The 18,576-nt window shown below is 41.6% G+C and carries 29 protein-coding genes and 1 pseudogene; 17 read left to right on the top strand and 13 right to left on the bottom strand.

The window, feature by feature from the left end; translation table 11 throughout:
- Nucleotides 1-477 precede the first annotated feature (477 nt).
- The 7 genes from BP688_RS08185 to BP688_RS08155 all read left to right on the top strand — a co-directional run bounded on the left by BP688_RS08185 (nucleotide 478) and on the right by BP688_RS08155 (nucleotide 5,052).
- Nucleotides 478-1,029 carry a hypothetical protein gene (locus BP688_RS08185; RefSeq protein WP_290623473.1) on the top strand — a complete coding sequence of 184 codons (552 nt, stop codon included), beginning with the start codon at nucleotides 478-480 and terminating at the stop codon, nucleotides 1,027-1,029.
- An 11-nt stretch (nucleotides 1,030-1,040) separates the two neighbouring features.
- Nucleotides 1,041-1,679 carry a zinc metalloprotease gene (locus tag BP688_RS08180; protein ID WP_290623471.1) on the top strand — a complete coding sequence of 213 codons (639 nt, stop codon included), beginning with the start codon at nucleotides 1,041-1,043 and terminating at the stop codon, nucleotides 1,677-1,679.
- Between the two features lie 35 nt (nucleotides 1,680-1,714).
- Nucleotides 1,715-2,344 (top strand): hypothetical protein, encoded by a 630-nt coding sequence (locus BP688_RS08175; RefSeq protein WP_290623459.1) that lies wholly within the window; start codon nucleotides 1,715-1,717, stop codon nucleotides 2,342-2,344.
- A gap of 202 nt (nucleotides 2,345-2,546) precedes the next feature.
- Entirely contained in the window at nucleotides 2,547-2,744 is a 198-nt protein-coding gene (locus tag BP688_RS08170) for a hypothetical protein (protein WP_290623457.1), read from the top strand.
- 172 nt (nucleotides 2,745-2,916) lie between these two features.
- Entirely contained in the window at nucleotides 2,917-3,675 is a 759-nt protein-coding gene (locus BP688_RS08165) for a class II aldolase/adducin head domain-containing protein (RefSeq protein WP_290623455.1), read from the top strand.
- A gap of 67 nt (nucleotides 3,676-3,742) precedes the next feature.
- Nucleotides 3,743-4,081 (top strand): hypothetical protein, encoded by a 339-nt coding sequence (locus BP688_RS08160; RefSeq protein ID WP_290623453.1) that lies wholly within the window; start codon nucleotides 3,743-3,745, stop codon nucleotides 4,079-4,081.
- Nucleotides 4,078-5,052 carry an outer membrane lipoprotein-sorting protein gene (locus tag BP688_RS08155; RefSeq protein ID WP_290623451.1) on the top strand — a complete coding sequence of 325 codons (975 nt, stop codon included), beginning with the start codon at nucleotides 4,078-4,080 and terminating at the stop codon, nucleotides 5,050-5,052. Before BP688_RS08160 ends, BP688_RS08155 begins: the two co-directional genes overlap by 4 nt.
- Before the next feature lie 118 nt (nucleotides 5,053-5,170).
- On the opposite strand, the gene BP688_RS08150 is transcribed toward BP688_RS08155, so the two are convergent.
- Together BP688_RS08150 and BP688_RS08145 are read right to left on the bottom strand one after the other, a co-directional pair.
- On the bottom strand, nucleotides 5,171-5,548 hold the full coding sequence (locus tag BP688_RS08150) for a type II toxin-antitoxin system VapC family toxin (protein ID WP_290623449.1): 378 nt from the start codon (nucleotides 5,546-5,548) through the stop codon (nucleotides 5,171-5,173).
- Nucleotides 5,535-5,732, bottom strand: coding sequence for an antitoxin family protein (locus BP688_RS08145; protein WP_290623447.1), 198 nt, complete (start codon nucleotides 5,730-5,732; stop codon nucleotides 5,535-5,537). The genes BP688_RS08150 and BP688_RS08145 overlap by 14 nt, the downstream gene beginning before the upstream one ends.
- A 426-nt stretch (nucleotides 5,733-6,158) precedes the next feature.
- Between BP688_RS08145 and BP688_RS08140 the strand changes: the two genes are divergently transcribed.
- The 9 genes from BP688_RS08140 (at nucleotide 6,159) to BP688_RS08100 (ending at nucleotide 11,122) form a co-directional block, all read left to right on the top strand.
- The gene (locus tag BP688_RS08140) at nucleotides 6,159-6,527 is read left to right on the top strand and encodes a hypothetical protein (protein WP_290623445.1); all 369 of its coding nucleotides are present in this window, start codon (nucleotides 6,159-6,161) and stop codon (nucleotides 6,525-6,527) included.
- A 64-nt stretch (nucleotides 6,528-6,591) separates the two neighbouring features.
- The gene (locus BP688_RS08135) at nucleotides 6,592-7,194 is read left to right on the top strand and encodes a hypothetical protein (protein WP_290623443.1); all 603 of its coding nucleotides are present in this window, start codon (nucleotides 6,592-6,594) and stop codon (nucleotides 7,192-7,194) included.
- Between the two features lie 34 nt (nucleotides 7,195-7,228).
- A complete protein-coding gene (locus BP688_RS08130; protein ID WP_290623441.1) occupies nucleotides 7,229-8,275 on the top strand; it encodes a hypothetical protein in 1,047 nt (348 codons plus the stop codon).
- A gap of 114 nt (nucleotides 8,276-8,389) precedes the next feature.
- Complete coding sequence (locus BP688_RS08125; protein WP_290623439.1) at nucleotides 8,390-8,647, top strand: hypothetical protein; 258 nt, start codon at nucleotides 8,390-8,392, stop codon at nucleotides 8,645-8,647.
- Complete coding sequence (locus BP688_RS08120) at nucleotides 8,644-9,024, top strand: hypothetical protein (RefSeq protein WP_290623437.1); 381 nt, start codon at nucleotides 8,644-8,646, stop codon at nucleotides 9,022-9,024. Before BP688_RS08125 ends, BP688_RS08120 begins: the two co-directional genes overlap by 4 nt.
- A gap of 17 nt (nucleotides 9,025-9,041) precedes the next feature.
- On the top strand, nucleotides 9,042-9,167 hold the full coding sequence (locus tag BP688_RS08115) for a hypothetical protein (RefSeq protein WP_290623435.1): 126 nt from the start codon (nucleotides 9,042-9,044) through the stop codon (nucleotides 9,165-9,167).
- 467 nt (nucleotides 9,168-9,634) lie between these two features.
- The gene (locus BP688_RS08110) at nucleotides 9,635-9,871 is read left to right on the top strand and encodes a hypothetical protein (protein WP_290623433.1); all 237 of its coding nucleotides are present in this window, start codon (nucleotides 9,635-9,637) and stop codon (nucleotides 9,869-9,871) included.
- Nucleotides 9,865-10,851 (top strand): hypothetical protein, encoded by a 987-nt coding sequence (locus BP688_RS08105; protein WP_290624590.1) that lies wholly within the window; start codon nucleotides 9,865-9,867, stop codon nucleotides 10,849-10,851. The genes BP688_RS08110 and BP688_RS08105 overlap by 7 nt, the downstream gene beginning before the upstream one ends.
- Nucleotides 10,852-10,882: 31 nt before the next feature.
- Entirely contained in the window at nucleotides 10,883-11,122 is a 240-nt protein-coding gene (locus BP688_RS08100; protein WP_290597687.1) for a hypothetical protein, read from the top strand.
- A 615-nt stretch (nucleotides 11,123-11,737) separates the two neighbouring features.
- On the opposite strand, the gene BP688_RS08095 is transcribed toward BP688_RS08100, so the two are convergent.
- The 11 genes and pseudogenes from BP688_RS08095 to BP688_RS08045 all read right to left on the bottom strand — a co-directional run bounded on the left by BP688_RS08095 (nucleotide 11,738) and on the right by BP688_RS08045 (nucleotide 18,219).
- Nucleotides 11,738-11,893, bottom strand: a complete 156-nt coding sequence (locus tag BP688_RS08095) for a hypothetical protein (RefSeq protein WP_290597686.1) — start codon at nucleotides 11,891-11,893, stop codon at nucleotides 11,738-11,740.
- 284 nt (nucleotides 11,894-12,177) lie between these two features.
- Nucleotides 12,178-12,533: pseudogene (locus BP688_RS08090) on the bottom strand (transposase family protein); the annotation flags it as partial.
- 76 nt (nucleotides 12,534-12,609) lie between these two features.
- Entirely contained in the window at nucleotides 12,610-13,074 is a 465-nt protein-coding gene (locus BP688_RS08085) for a UPF0179 family protein (RefSeq protein WP_290597685.1), read from the bottom strand.
- 45 nt (nucleotides 13,075-13,119) lie between these two features.
- Nucleotides 13,120-13,827 carry an MBL fold metallo-hydrolase gene (locus BP688_RS08080; protein WP_290597684.1) on the bottom strand — a complete coding sequence of 236 codons (708 nt, stop codon included), beginning with the start codon at nucleotides 13,825-13,827 and terminating at the stop codon, nucleotides 13,120-13,122.
- A complete protein-coding gene (gene cca / locus BP688_RS08075; RefSeq protein ID WP_290597683.1) occupies nucleotides 13,824-15,134 on the bottom strand; it encodes a CCA tRNA nucleotidyltransferase in 1,311 nt (436 codons plus the stop codon). Before cca ends, BP688_RS08080 begins: the two co-directional genes overlap by 4 nt.
- A complete protein-coding gene (thpR, locus tag BP688_RS08070; RefSeq protein ID WP_290597682.1) occupies nucleotides 15,124-15,663 on the bottom strand; it encodes an RNA 2',3'-cyclic phosphodiesterase in 540 nt (179 codons plus the stop codon). The genes cca and thpR overlap by 11 nt, the downstream gene beginning before the upstream one ends.
- A gap of 26 nt (nucleotides 15,664-15,689) precedes the next feature.
- A complete protein-coding gene (locus BP688_RS08065; protein ID WP_290597681.1) occupies nucleotides 15,690-15,911 on the bottom strand; it encodes a hypothetical protein in 222 nt (73 codons plus the stop codon).
- On the bottom strand, nucleotides 15,890-16,795 hold the full coding sequence (locus tag BP688_RS08060; RefSeq protein ID WP_290623429.1) for a DUF7490 domain-containing protein: 906 nt from the start codon (nucleotides 16,793-16,795) through the stop codon (nucleotides 15,890-15,892). The genes BP688_RS08065 and BP688_RS08060 overlap by 22 nt, the downstream gene beginning before the upstream one ends.
- 53 nt (nucleotides 16,796-16,848) lie before the next feature.
- Entirely contained in the window at nucleotides 16,849-17,034 is a 186-nt protein-coding gene (locus BP688_RS08055; RefSeq protein WP_290597680.1) for a hypothetical protein, read from the bottom strand.
- 109 nt (nucleotides 17,035-17,143) lie between these two features.
- Nucleotides 17,144-17,656, bottom strand: coding sequence for a DUF1254 domain-containing protein (locus BP688_RS08050; protein ID WP_290597679.1), 513 nt, complete (start codon nucleotides 17,654-17,656; stop codon nucleotides 17,144-17,146).
- Complete coding sequence (locus BP688_RS08045; protein ID WP_290597678.1) at nucleotides 17,653-18,219, bottom strand: DUF1214 domain-containing protein; 567 nt, start codon at nucleotides 18,217-18,219, stop codon at nucleotides 17,653-17,655. Before BP688_RS08045 ends, BP688_RS08050 begins: the two co-directional genes overlap by 4 nt.
- Nucleotides 18,220-18,271: 52 nt before the next feature.
- Here BP688_RS08045 and BP688_RS08040 point away from each other — a divergent pair, with 52 nt between their 5' ends.
- Nucleotides 18,272-18,562 carry an NAD(P)H-dependent flavin oxidoreductase gene (locus tag BP688_RS08040; RefSeq protein ID WP_290597677.1) on the top strand — a complete coding sequence of 97 codons (291 nt, stop codon included), beginning with the start codon at nucleotides 18,272-18,274 and terminating at the stop codon, nucleotides 18,560-18,562.
- The last annotated feature ends 14 nt before the right edge of the window (nucleotides 18,563-18,576 follow it).

Raw genomic sequence — 18,576 nt, 5'->3', positions numbered from 1 at the left:
TACTCTCTAATAGTGCTTACGAGCTGGTTTATTATTCTCGTTATTAGTCTGCGAGTCCTTTTGAAAAAAGAGATAAGTAAATGAAGCGATTTTGGTGTATACATATAGTTACTTTTATTGGTTGGGTATGCACACTTTTTAATGTTATTAGCATCTAAAATATTAGCCTTAGTATATTCAGCAGTAATCCCAAATTTTAACCTCTCCTAAGGATTGTTCGGATTTTTTGAACGATTTCGTGTGGTTTTTAAGTATACAGAGACTGTTAAATGAAATGATTAGAAATGTTGCTGAAAGTGTAGAAGAGGGTAGAAAAATTAGAGTATGCTGGTTTATTCGTGTCAATCCTAAGCTGGAATTGTATTAGCACGCTTCAATATTAACATTTTAGATATATACAGCTAAGATAGCAAAAGACTTAAGTTGCGTGATGGCAAGGCAAGGATGTGATTGAAACGTGGGCAGCGAGGAAGAAAAATGGGTGATAAAGTGCGTAAATTAAAGCTGAGTAGAGATAAAGATGAAATACTTCACTTAACTAGACGGGAATTCATTAAATTGGCCTCAAGCGTGGCAGCAATTCCAGTATTTGGAAGTATAGTTGGGAAAGTGAGTGCTAGTGATTTTACTATCACGATGCCGAGGGGTTTGAAAAACTTTGAGATTATAATACTGGACTATAGAGAACTACAAGAAAATTTAAAGTATGGCAAGGTTTTCTTACCCGTAAGTCGGAGCGCTGAACCGATAAAACTTAGATTAGAACCTAATTATTTTGGCAACAAAGAGTGGATAATGGAGTATAAGACGGAAGGTAAAACAAAAAGAGATGTTCTGAACAAGACATGGCAGTATAAAGGCAAGCACAAAGGAGGCAAATGTAGATTAAACATCCATAACACGATCTCAGGGTATGTGGAGATAAACGGATTCAAAAAATACTTTGAAACAATTGGTAGACTAGATAATAAACTTATTCTTGTCTCTTACTGGCAATGGGATGTGGAGAGAATTAATTTACCTCTTTAGGGAGGTGAAAAATGTACATCTTTGAAATGCACCCTGTAGGTGATGAAGAATACTACAACGCTTATGGCTCAGAATGGTATATACAGATGAGAGACGTCATGAACCTCGTTGAGGGAGTATTTGAGGATCAGCTTCAAATTACTTTTAACATTCCATCTTACACGATAGACTTCTCAACTTTTGACAATATCAATGATGGTGCAAAATTGCTTTTAAAGTTGAGAGAGGTATATGGTGACCAAGACATGGATACACGTATGGAACAACTATTTAGTGGCAAGATTTTACCATTCGGTGGTGCAACGATTGCTTCAGCTCCCGATGAATGTGTTATAAGAACAACCTTTGATGATGGAAGTTGGTACCCTCTTAGAACGAGACAGGAGATACTTCAACACGAGTTGGCGCACAACTTTCAAGGATTGCATTGTGAAGGACAGATATACTACGCAACTCAGGTAGGGATGTATTTAGGGTCAATATGCTACTGTCACACTGACCCGTGCAATTCGGGTTATCCAATCCCATCTGGAGTAGTTGATTTGTTCTCAAACGGAGAAACTGGTGAAGTGCGACCAGGATTGCTGGCACTACTACCAGATAGAGACAATTTAGATATCATGATAGAGAACAGGAATTTAAGACTATGAAAAAGATTTTAATTATTTTATTAGTTTTACTTACTATGCTTACAGCATCTCACACGTTCTTCTGGAAAAAAGGGAGTGAAAATCAGACACAACACGGCCTAGACGGTAGCCAGGCTAATAAAACACCCAATCAAGCACTAAAATCAAACAAAATTCAGTTTCTTTACTTCAGAGTCTATCATCTCGTCGAAGGAAAACCGATCGAAAGCTACCAGTATGGTCAGAAAGATATTTTCCCTTTTATGAGGAAGTTTGACCTTGTTAATAATAAACTTATCGTTTACTCGAACGTTAATGGATGCGAAGCGCTTATTGGTACACTTGGATCGTTGTGTTGTCTTAACGAAACCAAAAGATGGTGCAACTTCTCCCTCGGAGTTGAAAGTTTATACGGAATAAGCTATGGAGTCTCGAAGTTCTTACTTGCTGAAAACTATTCACTCAATCTCTCATTCGCTTGGAATGGAGAAAGGATATTACTGTTTCACGCGAACAAAAGTTATCCCTTAAAATTTGGCGAAGAGATATTACAATTAAATGACAGTTTTGCGTGGATTTATAGTGATAATAAATTGCAAGTGGTGAATGTTAAACCGTACATGGAAACAAAATACCTCGAAGTAGAATTAGATTGCGCTAAATTAGAGGATTGCTTAGTAAAGTAATCGAAATTGTTGCAGTTCTCTTAATTCCTCCGCATCTTGTATTCGAAAACTTAAATGTGTCTTAACACTTTTATAAATTCCGTACAAATTCTGTTTGTCTTGGGTCTTATGTTACGACTACTATAATATTGTTATTACCTAAAAGACGACTATTCGTGCCCGCATGAGTGTTACAAAAGATAGTGATTGTCTCTAGTACCCCATGGAGGAGTGTGTTCTGACCTGCTGTGAGGGCAATGTTGATATGGGTTGCATCGTAGAGTGCTGTGGTTACACCTGTCTTCCTGCTTGCATGAGCGGCCTCAAATCCTGTGCCCTGTGTGTTTTTGTTATTTGTCCGGTCTGTATAACTTTGGAGGGATGTATCGAGTGCTTTGAGTTGGGGACGATATGTGGATGAAATGATTAGGAATGTTGCTGAAAGTGTAGAAGAAGATAGAAAAATTTAGAGTATGCTGGTTTATTCGTGTCAATCCTAAGCTGGAATTGGATTAGCACGTTACAATATTAACATTTTGGATATATATAGCTAAGATAGCAAAATACTTAAGTTGCGTGATGGCAAGGCAAGGATGGGGATTAAGATGGGGGTGGCAAGAAAGTTTGTTGCTCTGCTGGTGGTTTTGGTGGTGTTAGGGAACATAATAATGCCAGCGATGGCTGTGAGTAATAAACAAACCGAATGTAGGAGTTGCAACAGCTGTTCAAACCTGGAGAACAAGAATGTGGCTGTTTTCGAGCTTAAGGGGTTGGAGAAGAACAAGGTGTTGGCGAAGGCCTTGACGAATGAAGACGTGAAGAAACTGATAGGTGTGTTAGCAAAGAAAGGGTACAAACAGGATCTCACTAAAACTAGGATCTCTAAGATATTCACGAGTTATGGAACTGGACTCCTTGTAGTAATTCCTTTTAAAGTGGAGCACAATAAATTAGCAGGAGTTATTGCATTTATTTCAGATGGCCACATTGAGAGTTATGCAATAGAATTACAGAAGAAAAGTGATGTTGTTTTAAAGAAAATCTACTATGTAGACTCCGACGGAAATTTACGAGTCACAACCACTACTTCAGGGTTTTCGACGTGTTTATGGGCTTGCATAGGATGGGAAGTACCGGCATGTGCTATTACGTGTGCAGCATGTGGGCCGAATCCCCTGGGCATAGCCGCCTGCATCGGTTGCGCACTTTGCATAGGTAAAGGCATGTGCTGTGTAGGTAAATGTGGAGAGCAAGAGTGGGGCGACCCCTTCTGTATTGCTATGGATGCCCGGTGCAGACTTGGGAACTGGATTGCATGTATCATACACTCGGGATGTGAGGGATATTGTTAAATTTTTTAATTTTTTACACAGTAATGGGGTGGACTTAATGAATCATATTTGTAGGACGTTGGCGGAGTTGGCGACTCTTTTCATTTTTGCATCGGTATTTAGTGTCTTATCACCACACCTTGGATTGATGTTTGCAGTTATATTGTCATTTGCATCTCAGAGTGGAAAAATCTATAGCAGAAAATTTATACATATAAATATTAAATTGATTTCTCTGAAATCTGTAATTTTAGTTTTATATGTTATTACTGTATGGTTCATGACTTTCAATCCATCATTCCCATCCCTATTTTCAGAAAACCTTATACAAGCTTACATGACTTCCTTCTGGATTGGTTTGCTCTTCTTCGCTCTTCTCTCTCTTGTAAACGATAAATTATCAAAATTGGAAGAGGTGATTAGATGAGAAAAGTGCTAATAGTTTTAACTATAACTACGATCTTTCTCGCCTGCATCCAACTCTCTGCCGAGCAGATAGTAGAGAAGATGAAGGAGAAGTACAACTCCACCAAAGACATGAAAGGAGTGATGATTGTAACCACAAATTTAGGAAAACAACAAACTCAAACCACAAAATTTGCAATGAAAAAGCCTAACAAGTGGAAAACTGAAGATGAAAACATACTAACAATCTCCAACGGCAAAACCATGTGGATCTACGATAAGCAAAAGAATGAGGTGGCAAAGTTCAACCTTCCAGAAGTCAAACAGCCAGAATTTGATTACGGTAAAATTGTAAAAGACATGCTCGAAAAATACGATATAGAGCTTGTGGGAGAAGATAAAATCTCAAACAGGAATTGTTATGTTATCGAGTTAAAACCGAAAGGTAAAGATTACTTCATTAATCAAAAGCTCTGGGTTGACAAGGAATACTGGTATCCTTTAAAAATAGAAATAAACTATGGAAACTTCAGCTCAACAGTAGAATACAAAAACGTAGAGTTCAACGCTGGAATAAGCGATGAAGAATTCGAGTTCAAGCCTCCTGAAGGAGCGAAGATTGTTGAGAAGGAATTTAAACTGCCGGAGAAGCTTACGATTGAAGAAGTCCAAAAGCGAGTTAACTTCACAATCCTTGTCCCATCATACACAGCAGGCTTTGAATTTAATTATGCTATGGTTTTCATGGGTATGGCTCAACTCTACTACAAGAAGGGTGATAATGTTATGGTTATATCAGAACGAATTGGTGAGAGTGGTGAAAGCAAACCTTTGCCAAATGCAAAGAAGGTGAAAATAAAGAATGTTGATGGGGAGCTAGCGGAAATCTTTGGCAGCAGAATGCTGAAATTCCCGATAAACAACTTGGAGATTACGATAGCAGGAAAGCTTAACAAGGAAGAAATTTTGAAGATTGCAGAATCTATGTTTTGATATTGTATCTCGATATTATATTTTGAAAATAAAATTTTTCTATTTTTGGTTAATGTGCTAAAACCAATAACTCCATCCTATAAAGTGAAACACAAAATGGTTCGATACGATTTGCAAATCACCTATAATCGGGCTTGAGCAATTTTAAACCCTTCACTCTCTCAAAGTGTTTAACATTTCCGGTAACAACAGTCATTCCATAATTTAAAGCGGTTGCCGCTATGACTGCATCGGCAATACCTATTCTGTAGTCTCTTCTAATTTCTCCCGCAACAACGGAGATTTCCATGGTTAAGGGGACAATCTCAAAATTCCTTAGAAATCTAAGTATTTTCTCTCTCGTTACAGCGTCTCTACTTTCCTTTCCAGAGATGATTTCGGCAACAGTGATTGTTGAAATTGCTATTCCCTCTTGGGCAATTTTCAGTAAAAATTCTTTTGAGCCCTCAAATCCTCTTAAAACATCGATTATTATGTCTGTGTCAACCAGATACATCTCTATCCCATTCTTTTCTTAGTTCCTCAAAATCAATGGGTTCCTTCAAAATTCCAAATACCTCCTCTACATCTTTCTCTAACTCCGACAGAATTACAATCCTGTACTTTCCTCTCCTCTTCGGCAAATTCTCCTTTTTTAAAGGTTTGAATACGCCATTCTCAAACAGGACTTCTATTGACATGTTTGTTTCTTAAGCTTTATACTATATTAGTTTTTGGTCATTATACGTCTTTTATTGACATGATACGTCTTCTCAGTCCTCTAACTCGCCTATACCTCTTTTGCACATAAAATATTTGAGTAGTTACATTTTACGCAGAGGTTGGGAGTGATTTGGGGTTGTGGAACCAGAGCTGAACTATATTCCCTACTCTCCAAAGAGATTTGAAATTCTGAGAAAGCTTGCTTGATGGCTGTAAATTATATGACGTTTTGTGTAGTAGCCTCTCGAACTCTGCCCTCTCACATCTTCACCTGATTTTACGTGCGTTGCCGGAAATTGGGGAAAGATTCGTATTAGCACATTTCAATATTAACATTTTGGATATATATCACTATGATAGCAAAAGTCTTAAGTTACGTGATGACAAGGCAAGGATGTGATTCGATGAAGGTTGGGCAAAAGTTTGTTTGCCTGTTGTTGGTTTTGGTGGTGTTAAGCAACGTAGTGAGTCCAGCGATGGCTGCAAGCAAAGCGACCGAGTGCAGTTGCGGGGCATGCGAGATAACACTAAAGAGAGTTGTCGAAGTGGAATTGGCTAAGAACGGAAAACCGATTCTAAACGTAGCTGAGGTCAACCAAAGCCTGAGCGAGTGGTTCGCTAAGAACTTCAATGGAAGTTTCAGCTGTACAGATGGGAGTTGCTTGACTTTTGATTACCAGATAGAAATAAATGAGCTTTTTAACAGCTCAAATAACTGGAAAGAGCTGAAGTTTCTGGAGGTGAGGAATTTACAACGAGACCGCGAGCTATAAGTTCCACCTCCTCAGCTACTTTGCAGAAACCGCAACTTACAACCTCAGCCTTGTGACGAGGATAATGGAAATCGGCAGCGAGAACCACTTCGTCACGACTATAAGCGTTGCTCCTAAGGATGAGAAGAAGAAGTTTGCTCCCTTTGCCGACATCATAGAGATCAAATCCAAGACTACGCTTGCCGAGCACTACAGGATTCTTGCTAAGGTGTTAAACGAGATAAGGAAGCATGAAGATACCTCTTGGGTGTGGAATAAAGCAAAGAACGAGCTAAACTATCTGAGCAGGGTTGTTGAGAGGGATTTGAGAGAGTACAACGTTGAAGGGACGGGAATTGCTGTAGTAGTAGATGACTATTCAGCTTGCTCTCACCTCTGTTCGTTACCGTGCTCATTGGCAATGACCTCTGTTTGCGCGGTAATAGGTGGTGGTTTGATAGGAGCAGTAATATGTGCAATTGGTTCGACAGCTGTCTGCGGTGTGGGTTGCAATTACGCATGTGGCGAAGATCCAGACTGGCCTAATGCAGGTTGCTCAGGAGGTTGCAATCTAGTAGTTTACGGAATATGCAAAAAATACGTCCCAGTTGGAACAGAATTGTGTCAGAAGGCCATAGAGCCCATTTTCTGTCCACAACTTTGCGCCGCGCTCGACGCACTACCATAAATTTTTTAATTTATTTTTGAGAGGTGACAAACCCATGTGGAAAAGAAATTTGATTCTTCTAATCGCCCTTCATATCGGAGCATCTCTTATTCCTTTCATTTCCGTTTCCAAGCCATCCTCCGAAAGACTTGTTCTCGCTTTAATCGTTCTGGCTACCCTTTTATTTTTCGAAATCCTGTCCATCTACCTGCTCTTCAAGCGTAGAGGTTTGAAGTTTAAAGAAGGAATGATGTGGATTCTGGAGCTCAAGGAAGGAGAAATTGCAAAACTAAACAAAGAAGACAGAGACTTGGCATTCAATATCGGTTACATAATTATCGGGTTTCCTACAGCCATCATACTGCTTTGCGGAGCCGTTCTGGAGTGGGGAGATGTAATGCTAGCTTTAAAGTTTTTCATCGTCTTTTTTGCCGTCCTGATTCCTTTTTCCCAGATTTGCATACTCCCTCTCGTCACGATTCTCTACCTCTACAACAGGTTTATAAAGAAGGATCTCAGCACCTCTGCCAGCTCCTCGGAATTCTGGATGCAACTATCGGTTTTGGGATTAGTTCTAATACTGGTGTCCGTTTGGACTGCCGGCGAAACTGAAAAAGACACTCTGCCACATCTGAACACCCTACTGACTCATCAAAGAGCTTTCTACCTTTCAACAGTGATCAACTTTTCCGTCGGGCTAATCTGGCGTTTGATGGTGATTGCGAGGTCGAAATTGCTGATTTTACTCACTCTAATACAATTTTCCGCTCCCGTTATCTGTTACGCTATTCTTTTGGAGATGCTGGGAAGACTTTCCGTTACGGAAAACCTCTTGACAGGGATTCTCGCCGGCGCCACTATCATTACGGCGATGCTCGTAGCCTCTGAAATCGTCCTCAGGGCTTTCGGTTACTCTCTTGATCAGCTCGAAAGTGCGGTTAAAAGTTCCAACACGATGAAGAGTCCGATTTTCTGGCTCCTCTGGACGAACGCTGCTATTGCAGGGCTTGGAGTTTTGATCGTTCAATTGAGTCAGGAAATGTTGCTGAGCATATTTTTAATACTGGCAGTCCTTCTGCTGCTGCTGAGAATTCGGAGGTGAGCGGTGAAGGGCAAATTAGCCCTGATTTACACGTTTGCAGCGGCCATCGGAGTTGTGATAGCATTCTGACTCTTGGCTATTCCAGCCGAGAACATAACTCCGGAGAGAATTGCTATGGTTCTGCTGATTTCGATTCCCTTCATTCTCGCTCTCATTTTCAACCTCCCAAGGTTTCTCAGGCAGCACGGCTACGAGTTAGGGCAAATTCACATTGCTTTAGAGCAGATGGCTGAAAACGATAAAAATTTCATATACGAGTTTAAGAGGCTCGCTTTCCTCCACCTCGTGCCTGTAGCATTTACTGGGACTCTGATCTTCTACTACGGTGATCTTCCGGCTGTAATCGTTGAGTTCTCTCCTTTTTTACCATGATATTCTCTTTCTCGCCTCTGTTGTTCTTCACGTTCTCCCTCTTTGTTGTTCCGCTCCAGATTTACGGAAGTATTAAAGGAAAAGTTGTGCTGGAGGATAGCTTCTTCTCATTCTGGATTTGGGCTAATTTGCTTATTCTTTTGCTGATAATTTTCGTAAGAACTATCTCTCAGCCAGAAGAGCTTCACTTTCAGAAGGTTCTTTTTGAAATGCTTAAAAGTGATGATTTATTCGAATCCATGCTCGAGATAACGGTTATGAATGTTCTCTTCGGCTTGACAGGAAGGATGATTTCGAAAGGAAGAGCCTATCTATTCCTTCATACCCTGATTTCTTTCGTCAATTTGCTTCTGATGGTAGAATTGTTTTTGAAATAAAGCACGTGGTGTTTGCAATGTCTGCCAAAACGAGAGCTGCATTTATACTTGCTTTCTTGGTGTTTATTATAGCTGCATTAGCAAAAGTGGCTATCGATTTCATCGAGATTTACACGCTGATAGAAGAAAAAAAGTCAAATTGATCGTAATCTCACCGCCCTCTTTGTCGCTGTCGCTCTGCTAACAATCACGCGGCTTAGTTCTGGGGGATATATACATGTGCAATGGCCGCACAGTGTATGGGGGGCTGAGCTATGAACAATTCTAATTTTTTGAAATATATCCCGATTCCGTTTGTTTCCATACTCTTTCTTTTTGCAGTTATTATTTAAATGTGTATTATTCATAATTTTCATAATGTACTCGTTTGCTTACGTCATCGGATTACTGCTTGAAGAAAGAGCAAGTAGAACTTTTTTCCGTTTTGCTTATTCTCTCAGCCTCGTTCCTAGTTACCAACAACTAGTTTTTAGTGTTATTCAGCCTGTTTTCTTCTTCACTTTTTACTGTTGATTGCGTTATTGGGGATTTTTAAGGCTAAATGCCCTTTCCGATATTCATAAATACATTTTTTTGCAATAACGATTAGCGATAGCATGCGGCTGGAAAGTTGAGCCTGCTGTTGTTGGTGGTTTTGAGGAGTGGAGTTACAGCAGGAATGGGCAGTCTCGTTGGTGTAGCATGCAATTACTGGTGTACGGGGAACGTAGACCCATGCAGCGGTGGATTTTGTGCTGGAACTTGCTCAGCAATCTGTATAAGGTTGGTCGGACCTGAATTAGCGTATTTATGTGAGAAATATGCGTGTGTTCCAGCCTGTACAGGGGCTTGTGAGGTGGTATGTTGAATAGAAATAATTTATTTTTTATTGTTTTTATAAATTTTATTATAGGAACAATCATCTTAACCGCAGCATTCTACTTCTTGCTCTCGCTCCCAATTAAAAAAGCTTTGATAGGAGGAGTAGGCTTCTCTCTTCTTTTTGATACCGCCTATGTGTTGGAGAAGCGCATTGCTGCAAGAAAAAATAAAGAAGAGAGGAAAGAAAAGCTTTCTCGTGGAGACAAAATCACCATTTTCTTCATAATCCTCTCCGGCATAATCCTTGCGCTTGGGATTCACCACATAGCCGTTATAACTTTGTTAGAAAGTTTCGCCATAGCCTCAATTGCAACAATTCTCGCCGTTCTTGGCTACGTAAAGTATGTGAAAAAGAGTAAAGTGGATTGGGACGGTAGTGTTGCATACTCTACCAGACGTTTTATCCTTGAAGCGGCTGTAGCTGTCGCTCTCGGATTTTTAGCGTATTTATCGGGATTGAATTTACCGAAGAGTGTAGCAGTGGGACTCTTTATCTTTATTCTGACGCAATGGTACTACCACATGCTCTCGCACAAATACACTTTCACGAAAATCTTTGTAGTGTTAAGACTTTCTCTGGTATTTGTCGCAATGATGATCGGATGGATGTACCTCGTAAAAACAGGCGTTGAACTAAGCCTCATAGTCGCTCTCATTTTTACGCTGATGGTAGAAGTCGATAGGAGAGGCGCTGAGAAGTTGACGAGGCTCATGGATGAAAATGAGAGAAAGGCGATGGAAAGAAGAGCTGGAGCTGTCTTTCGACCCTTGGGACTTATTTACGGAATGGTGGTTGGGGTAATGGCTGTGAACAGAATTTATGGAACCGCTTACTTTGCAGAATGGTTACATGAGATGTACAGGCTTGGATATATATTTACAGTAATTTTTGAACCTTTCCTTGTTATCTCAAGCTGGGTCGGTGTTTACTCGAGACAAAAAAGACAAAAAATAAGAGAAAAATGAATAACAGATGACGGTCAAGGGAGGAATTTAATTGAACGATCTGGCTGAGAAGGTTGAAAGGGACTTGGCTGAGTACAATGTCGAGGGAGAGGGGTCCGCTATCGTTATTGACAGCAGTGGCTGCTCTTATTTGTGTAATGTTACATGCGGTTCAGGATTCGCCATATTATGTTTAGCAGGGGCGGTTGCAGGAGGTCCTTGGGTTGGAGCGGTATGTGGTATTCTTTCAAACATCGGTTGTTCTGGATATTTGCGGCAAAGTTTGCAATGAACCAGTCAGCTGGCAGGATTTGACATGTGCTGGTGCCTGCGAGCTATTCTTCGTGACGCCAGTATGCAGCAAATTTGGAGTCGCAGTTTGTGAAAAATTCATGGCTAACATCGGAATATGCACTCTCATATGTGCCCAGACAGAAGTTTTGGTAGTGTCATCGGCGATAGTAGGAGCAATAGCAAGTGGAACTGGAATCGTTGCATCTTGCGTTGTTTGTTGTTGCTGCGCAGGTTACCAACCCTATTGTGATGCATTATGACGCAGACAAACAGAACCTTGCCAGCAATATTCCCCATTTTATTTATTTTAATGATATTTTTATCCTGCTCGAAGGGGAAACTGGATTAGGTATTAGGTATATTGTGGATATATGCAGGAATTGCCACAATCTCTGAGAAAAAACTTTTGAGCAAAATATTTGGCTGCTAAATACTTCATTGTAATTTTAGTTGGTTTATCAGGCTTGTTTTTTGAGATGAAAGTGTAATTCGCGCAGTAATGGGCTTTGGATCGCTTGTTGCTGTTGTTGAGTTTTACCGAGTTACGACTGAGGAGCTATCTTGAACACTGATACGAGCCTAAGCATGAATTAAAAACGGAGAAGTGTGAGGATTAAACAAGTCCTTTTTCTACCAACAACCTAAAGACCTCTTCGAAGAACTCTGAAACTGAAACCTCCTTGCTGCTGTCCTCTCCAAAATCGTGATCGTCAGGATTTTCGAATGGATGCTTGTGCCACTCGCCACCAACGCAGTCTCTTCCGAACAACCTCCTGCTCCAGCTTATTAAAACGTAATTTTTGGTTCCGTTTTTTGGCTGTAATACAGCTGAATGTATATGTTTCAGTTACCGGACCCTAATCTTGACGGCGTTCTTGATTCTTGCGAGTATTTCAACTTTAAGAGAGTACACGTCTGCAACTTTTTTAACTTCCTCGACGAATTCGTTTAAGCTCATAACAGCCTTTCAAGTTTTTCTATTTTCTCTTTAACCGTTTTTATACCATCTACAGCCAGTTCCCAATCACAGTAATCACTTTCGACTTCAAAGAAGTGTTTTCTTTCATATCGAACCCACTTCCTCTGTCTCCTCTTCTTCTCGTTCATGTCCTCCTCCACCAGATCGTGTTTAAGTAAAACTTGTATGGTGTTGTGCAGGATGTGGATGCCGTAGACTTCTTCTATCTTCTTTTCCAGGTAAACTGGACCAAGATTGAACTTTTTGTAGGCTTTCAAGATGATTTATTCTGTTTCCTCGTCTATCTGTTTGGGTTTTCTTCCCGGTTTCTTCAGGAAGAGAATTTCTCCTGTTTCTCTGAACTTTTTATCTGATGGAGTCTCTGCCTCGTCATTTGGAAGAATTCCGCTATCTTTGTTATTGGCTTTCCTTTAAGCCACTGTTTGACTATTCTCCGTCTTTGTTAGCTTCCTCACGTGGTAATCTTGTTGAAGTGTAAAGTTATTTCGGGATACTACAGTTAAAGTTCAGCTTTCTTCAACCCTCCTCAGTTCTGCAACGACCACACTGTAACCCTTCTGGCACTTTTCCGGTGCATCGCCAATAATCTTCTCAACCAAAACCATCTCCCCGCTGTTCAGCTCTACTGGATGGCAGAGGGAAAACATGCTGCAGTTGAATATATCACACTTCTTTTCCTCATAATGGAACTTTGTTCCTTCAACACCAATTTTTGAATCTACAAGGGCTATTATTGGCAGTTCAACAACTTCAACTGCAACAACTCCCTCGTCATGAAGTGGACAGTCCTGAACCGCACCATCTCTCAAACCGACGATCTTGTATTTCGCACCCTCTCTCAGTCTGAGACAGGCTTTTTTGATCTTACAGTTCTCACATTCAGCCTTTCCTCCGAGAAAAATGAACTCCGTTCCGATCTTTGCCCAATCTTTACCGCATAACGTAATGATCCTGTTAACCTCTTCATCCATGAGTATCACCTTATCTGCTTTGCCCGCCACTATTTTAAATTTTGCTCATAATTCAAAACTCATCATGTCCTCCGCAACAACAGCATCGTATTCCAGAAACTCCAGGATTTCGTCCTTAACAACATGAGCCATAGGATAAAGGTGAGTCAGGTAAATTTTCTCAGCCCTGCAATGCTCCAGCTGGCTTTTGAGATTTTCAGGGGTTGTGTGGTAGTCGGCATCGTATCCGAAGGGCAGAGAAAGCTCATGAACCATTATATCGCACTCCTGCGAGATGAAGTCTTTGAATGCCCTTGTGTCTCCGCTTATGGCAAGTGCATTGTCAATAACATAGCCCTGACTTTCGATGGAGTGGATTGTGGGTAAAGCTTTGAATTTCGCCCCTCCCAAGGTGAACTCTTTTCTTTCCTCAATCTCAAACTTCAGCTTGCCCCTGAGATAGGGATAGGCTTCGAGGAAAGATTCAAGAAAGGATTTCGTCCCGGTTGGTCCAAAAATCTTCAGCGTATCACAGTTAAGCAGCCACCTTGCCTTGAGAATGTTGAGCAGGTCTCCGTTGTGATCGAGGTGGTGATGGGTGATGCAGACGGCATCAATCTCTGCAAGTCCAACACCGATCTGCTCAAGACGGTGATAGCTGCCTATACCACAGTCAATCAAAATCTTAAAATCGTCAAGCTCGATGAGAATTGAGCTTTGAGCCCTGTTTTCATAAGGTACAGCCACACCCGTTCCGAGAAAGGTGACTTTCACAACCTCACCCCCATGAACTCGGAGAGTTCAAAAAGCACAGGCTCGGAAAGCAAGCTTTCACCGGATACTACCTCAAAACCCTCCGAGATTGACTTGCCAACGTTCTTACCAAGTGTGTGCCAGTGACTTGACACGTAATCCTTCACAGCCTCTTCAGGTGTCGTGAACTTGCGGTATTCGAAAGCCCACCACCTCCCACCTTCTATAAATGGTTTGAACGGTCTTTTCCTTGAGATAAACTTTCTCACATTTTTCTCATCCTCGAACTGAGGCCCGAGACGTTTGAAAACTCTCGACAATTCCCTGATCTGACACTCAAAAATCAGATAGCAGTTCTCAGCAGCCTTAAAGGTGTAGCGGAGGGGCATGAAGTTTTCCCTCTCAAGAAACTCGAAAATCTTTCTTGAAGCCCTTTCAAGCTGCGGATATAGGTTATCTTCCACTATATCCGGTCTTTTGAATTTTACAGCGAAAACAGCCGAACCCCTCTCCTTTATAACCTTTTTCAGCATTTCAACGTCAGCGTCTGGTCTGTGCGGGGGTAGGAAGAAATCAAGTGATGGGTTTTCGAAAAATTCACGGGAAATGTGGACGAATCTCGCGAGGTTATCCAAGCTTAGGTTTGCGGCAACATTCCTCTTCTCATCAACCGGATCAACGACGAAAAATTCCTTTCCCTTCTTAACCTCCCCACTTGCTACGTCTATAACTGTTTTTCTCGTCCAGCGACGTGCATTCTTTACAGTCTCAATGAAAGAGCCGTAAAAGATGATGAGAAGTTCGCAGAGATACCCGGAGAAACCCCTCACCTTATACTCTGCCCCATAAAGCCCGTTTGCCTTTAAAAATCCTTTTAGCAATCTTACATCGTTCTCCTTCCCCCTAATTCTGTCCTTCAACCATTCATGGTGAAAGGGAGTTCTGTCAACTGCTGACTTAATCCTGCTGGCATCCTTCAATCTGTAGCATGGCACCACATCAACTTCCACACCCTTCACAGTGCCATGAACGTAAGGGTGCTCAGCGTATCTAATCTCACAGCTGTCGAGAACAGCCTTTCCAATCTCAAGCCCCCTCTCTCTGAGCTCCTCCTTAGGCACCTCTTCAGGGAAAGGAATGAACACGTCAATCTCAAGACTCCCCTTCAACCATGTGTTTCTGGCATAACTTCCCACAAAAAGATATTCAATGCCAAGGCTGTCGAGTCTCCTTTTCAACTCTTTTTCAGCCTCTTCAGCCCTTTTGATCTCCTCCTCTTCCGGAGTTACAAGGGTTAGAGCCTTTTCAACAACTTCTTCAATCCTCATAACCAAAAACCCTTAAATCTTTATAAACAGGGCCCTGAGGCTTTAAAATGCTCTGTTTCAGCTTAAAATTCGTTACTTCCATCTTTCCAAAACTATCTGAGGAGTGTTCCTTTATCAGCTCAACCACCTGAGGGTTTTTTCTCTTGACCCTCGCAATTGTTAAATGAGCTGAGAAGTCCTTATCCCTTTTGAACCCGAGCCTCCTCAGCTTTCCGTAAACTGCGTTTGCCAGCTTGGTCAGCTCTCCATTCTCTTTTACCCCTATCCACACAACTCTCGGAGACTTAGGATTTGGAAATGCTCCCATACCATGAAACACAATCTTAAAGGGCTCAAATTCGATTGAAGAGAGACTGTTCTCTATCTCTCCAACTCTGCTCTCATTTACTTCTCCAAGAAAAAGAAGCGTGATATGGAGGTTCTCAGGTTCCACTGCTTTAATCCCACTTAATTCCATAAATTTTTCCAGTGCTGGTTTGACCCTCTCCCTAACCATCTCATCCACGTCAACAGCCACAAATAATCTCATGGATTTAGAATTTTTCAGCCGGATTATTAACCTTTGGACTTCATGAGAAAGTGAGCCGCTATTATCAGCAGGGCAGCGTTCATTAGCACTTTGTAAATTGGCGCATACTTGTAACCTGCCCAAACATCTATCAGGGTATTTGCCGAGATGTAAAGCCCGACGATAGAAATAATGAGGAGTAAGAGCAGCAAAATTGTGATTACCCTTCTGACAGTCTCCTGAAATTTCACATCCTCATTCTTCTCCATGCCGCAACACCCACAATTGCCGCTAATGCCAGTCCGACCTCAAATCCGGGGACTCCTGCTCCTCTCTCCACATAACCCGGAACTTCTTCCCTGACGAACTTCTCAACCTCAAATTCAACCTTTTCCTCTTCCACGTCCTTTGGAACTATCTTGGTTGGTGCCAGCTTGATCACATCCTTCCAAGTTTTAACCAGCTTCCCACCCCTCCATACTTCAAGCTTGACGATATAATTGTAGTCGTCAGGCACCTCAAAGTTCGCTTCAATGATGTTCGTCTTTCCCTTCTTCAGTGTTGTGTTCATCCATTCCTCGTCAACTAAAACATTCGACTCAGCCTGAACAACCTTTATCCTTGCCACAACATCGTAATCCCTTACACTCTCAACATAAAACCTCGCCTTAAACTCAACATTCTCGTCTTTCACACCCGTAAGCAGGAAATCCGCACCCACCATTGACGCATCAAGTTGCATATTTTCTGCTACAAGACTCCTGAGATTTTTTAGGTGAAGCTGCCGTGAGCTGAGGACTCTATCCTCCTGCATCAACATCAACTCAATTCTGTAATCCTTGGTTTTCTCAAAGGGGATGGTCATTACAGCTTCGTAGTTTGAGTCTTGACTTTCAAAATCCTTCTCAACCTCATCCAAAAGCAAACCCGTCCGATCTTCGTAAATTTTTGCCTGCAGAGTGAAGGAATTAACGTTTTCTTTCTTTACTTCCACGATAAAGGAAATCACTGCATGGCTTTCGTTAACACTTTCAAGCTTCATGTCAATGTTCCCAAGTCTTGCATAACTCTCGATCTGGGATGCGATAACGGCGATAGAAACAGAAACAATGGCGATTGTGACTATTGCTACAATAACAACCTTTTCATTCATATTGATACCTAACAGCATAGATTAATTAAAATTTCTATTTCAGACTAAAAAATTTAAGAAATGAATTTTTTAACGACCTGTAAGGCTATCTTTACCTCTTCATCCATTTCCTCCTGAAGGAACATATACTTCAGGACTGCTCTGGAGAGTAGCTTCTCCAGCAACTCTGAAGTCTCAGAATCAAATTTTGTACTATCGTAGATTTCCAATAGCTCTTCAATCACTTCCAAGCCCTTCAAACTCCTCAACCTCTTCTGGCGAAACTTTTTTCAGAACTTCAATGCTCGCCACCCAAACTCCAGTAATCATAAAATTAATTTGACCTCTAATCAAATAAATATGTTTTGGTTAAATTGCCTGACAGGATGAATTCCGCCTGACTTTATCGAGGTAGGGTATGGTGCTCTCGTCGGGAATAAAAATACGGAAGAGTATAAGTCCCTTCTCGCTCTTTGCTTTCACGAGCGTTGCATTCATCTCCTTCAATTGACTCAAGTCCTTCACCAACAGAATTCTTGCCTCCTTCCCAACATCTCTGTCGTTAAGGGTGAAAAAGTTGTTCGTCGCTGAATCGTAGAAGGATACAGACCAGTATGTGCCCTCAGGAACCTCAGCTCTCACAAACACCGCCCCCTTGGACACGTCGTAGATGCAGTAGGAGTAGAGTAAGTTGGGACTCGGAAGAACAACTTCTCTAAAGCTCGCGTTTATCGGAGGGACATGATAAACCCTGTTAACCTCAATATCTGCCGACTTCATCTTCGTAAAGTAGGCGAACATTACGAGTTGTGGGATGAAGGCAACAACTACAACGTGAGCCACAATTGCGGAGAGTATCACAATAGCAACACACCTTTTCATGAGCACCCCTCCAGCACGATTTTAGGCAGATCAATGGATTCTGGATACTGATATACAACCTTCTCCGGATTGTAGAGCCTTAGAACGAGATAAAACTGACCTTTACCATTCAGTGGTATCCAGTTCCCCTCCTTCGGCTCCTTTGAAAGAAGTATCGTCCATCTTCCACCATCTTTTCTGATATTGGTGCTGGTGAAGGAATATCGGTCGAGTTCATTCGGGATAAGGAAGAGGTCTGAGCCATAGACTGTTATGCTCCACCATCTCGCCGGGAGGTAATTTCCTTCGATTCTGTAATCGCATTCGAGCCTTAATGGGCGAAAGTTGCTGTCCGTTTTGGCGATAAAGTAAACAGCTTCAGATTTGTTGAGAGCAAAGAGGGCGTTAAGAGCGATCGCAGCCCTCGTGTAGATGTCCGCCCTCTCCGAACCAGCGAGTAAGTTGGCCTTCCATGGCCCGTTGCTCACGCTGAACATCTCTGCAACCTGATTAACTGTAAGATATGCAGAGGATGCGCCAATGACTATTCCAAGCAAAATGCAGAGGATAAACTTAGCTCTCATCTTCATTTTTTACGCAAAAATGTTTATAAATATTACCTACAATGTTCCTGCCATGAACAGAGTTAAGAGGTTACTTGGAACAAAATATCCGGTAATCCAAGGCCCGATGATGTCCATCACCCTCGGCGATTTTGCTGCTGAGGTTTCAAAATCTGGCGCTCTCGGAGTTATCGCTTCCGCGGGATTGACACCTCAGAAGTTAAGAGAGGAGATCGAGAAGGTCAAGTCCGTTGGGAAACCATTTGCTGTCAACATACCAATTTATCAGTCTGAATCCGACAGGAATCTTGAGGTTGCCCTCGATACGGGTGTTGAAATCATCTACACTTCAGCCGGTGTATAGTCCTGAAATTTTTG

Origin of the sequence: Archaeoglobus sp. UBA230, from assembly GCA_002507545.1 — an archaeon.
Classification (GTDB): Archaea; Halobacteriota; Archaeoglobi; order Archaeoglobales; family Archaeoglobaceae; genus Archaeoglobus.
Note: the sequence above shows the minus strand (reverse complement) of the source record. Positions and strands in the feature narration are given on the sequence as shown.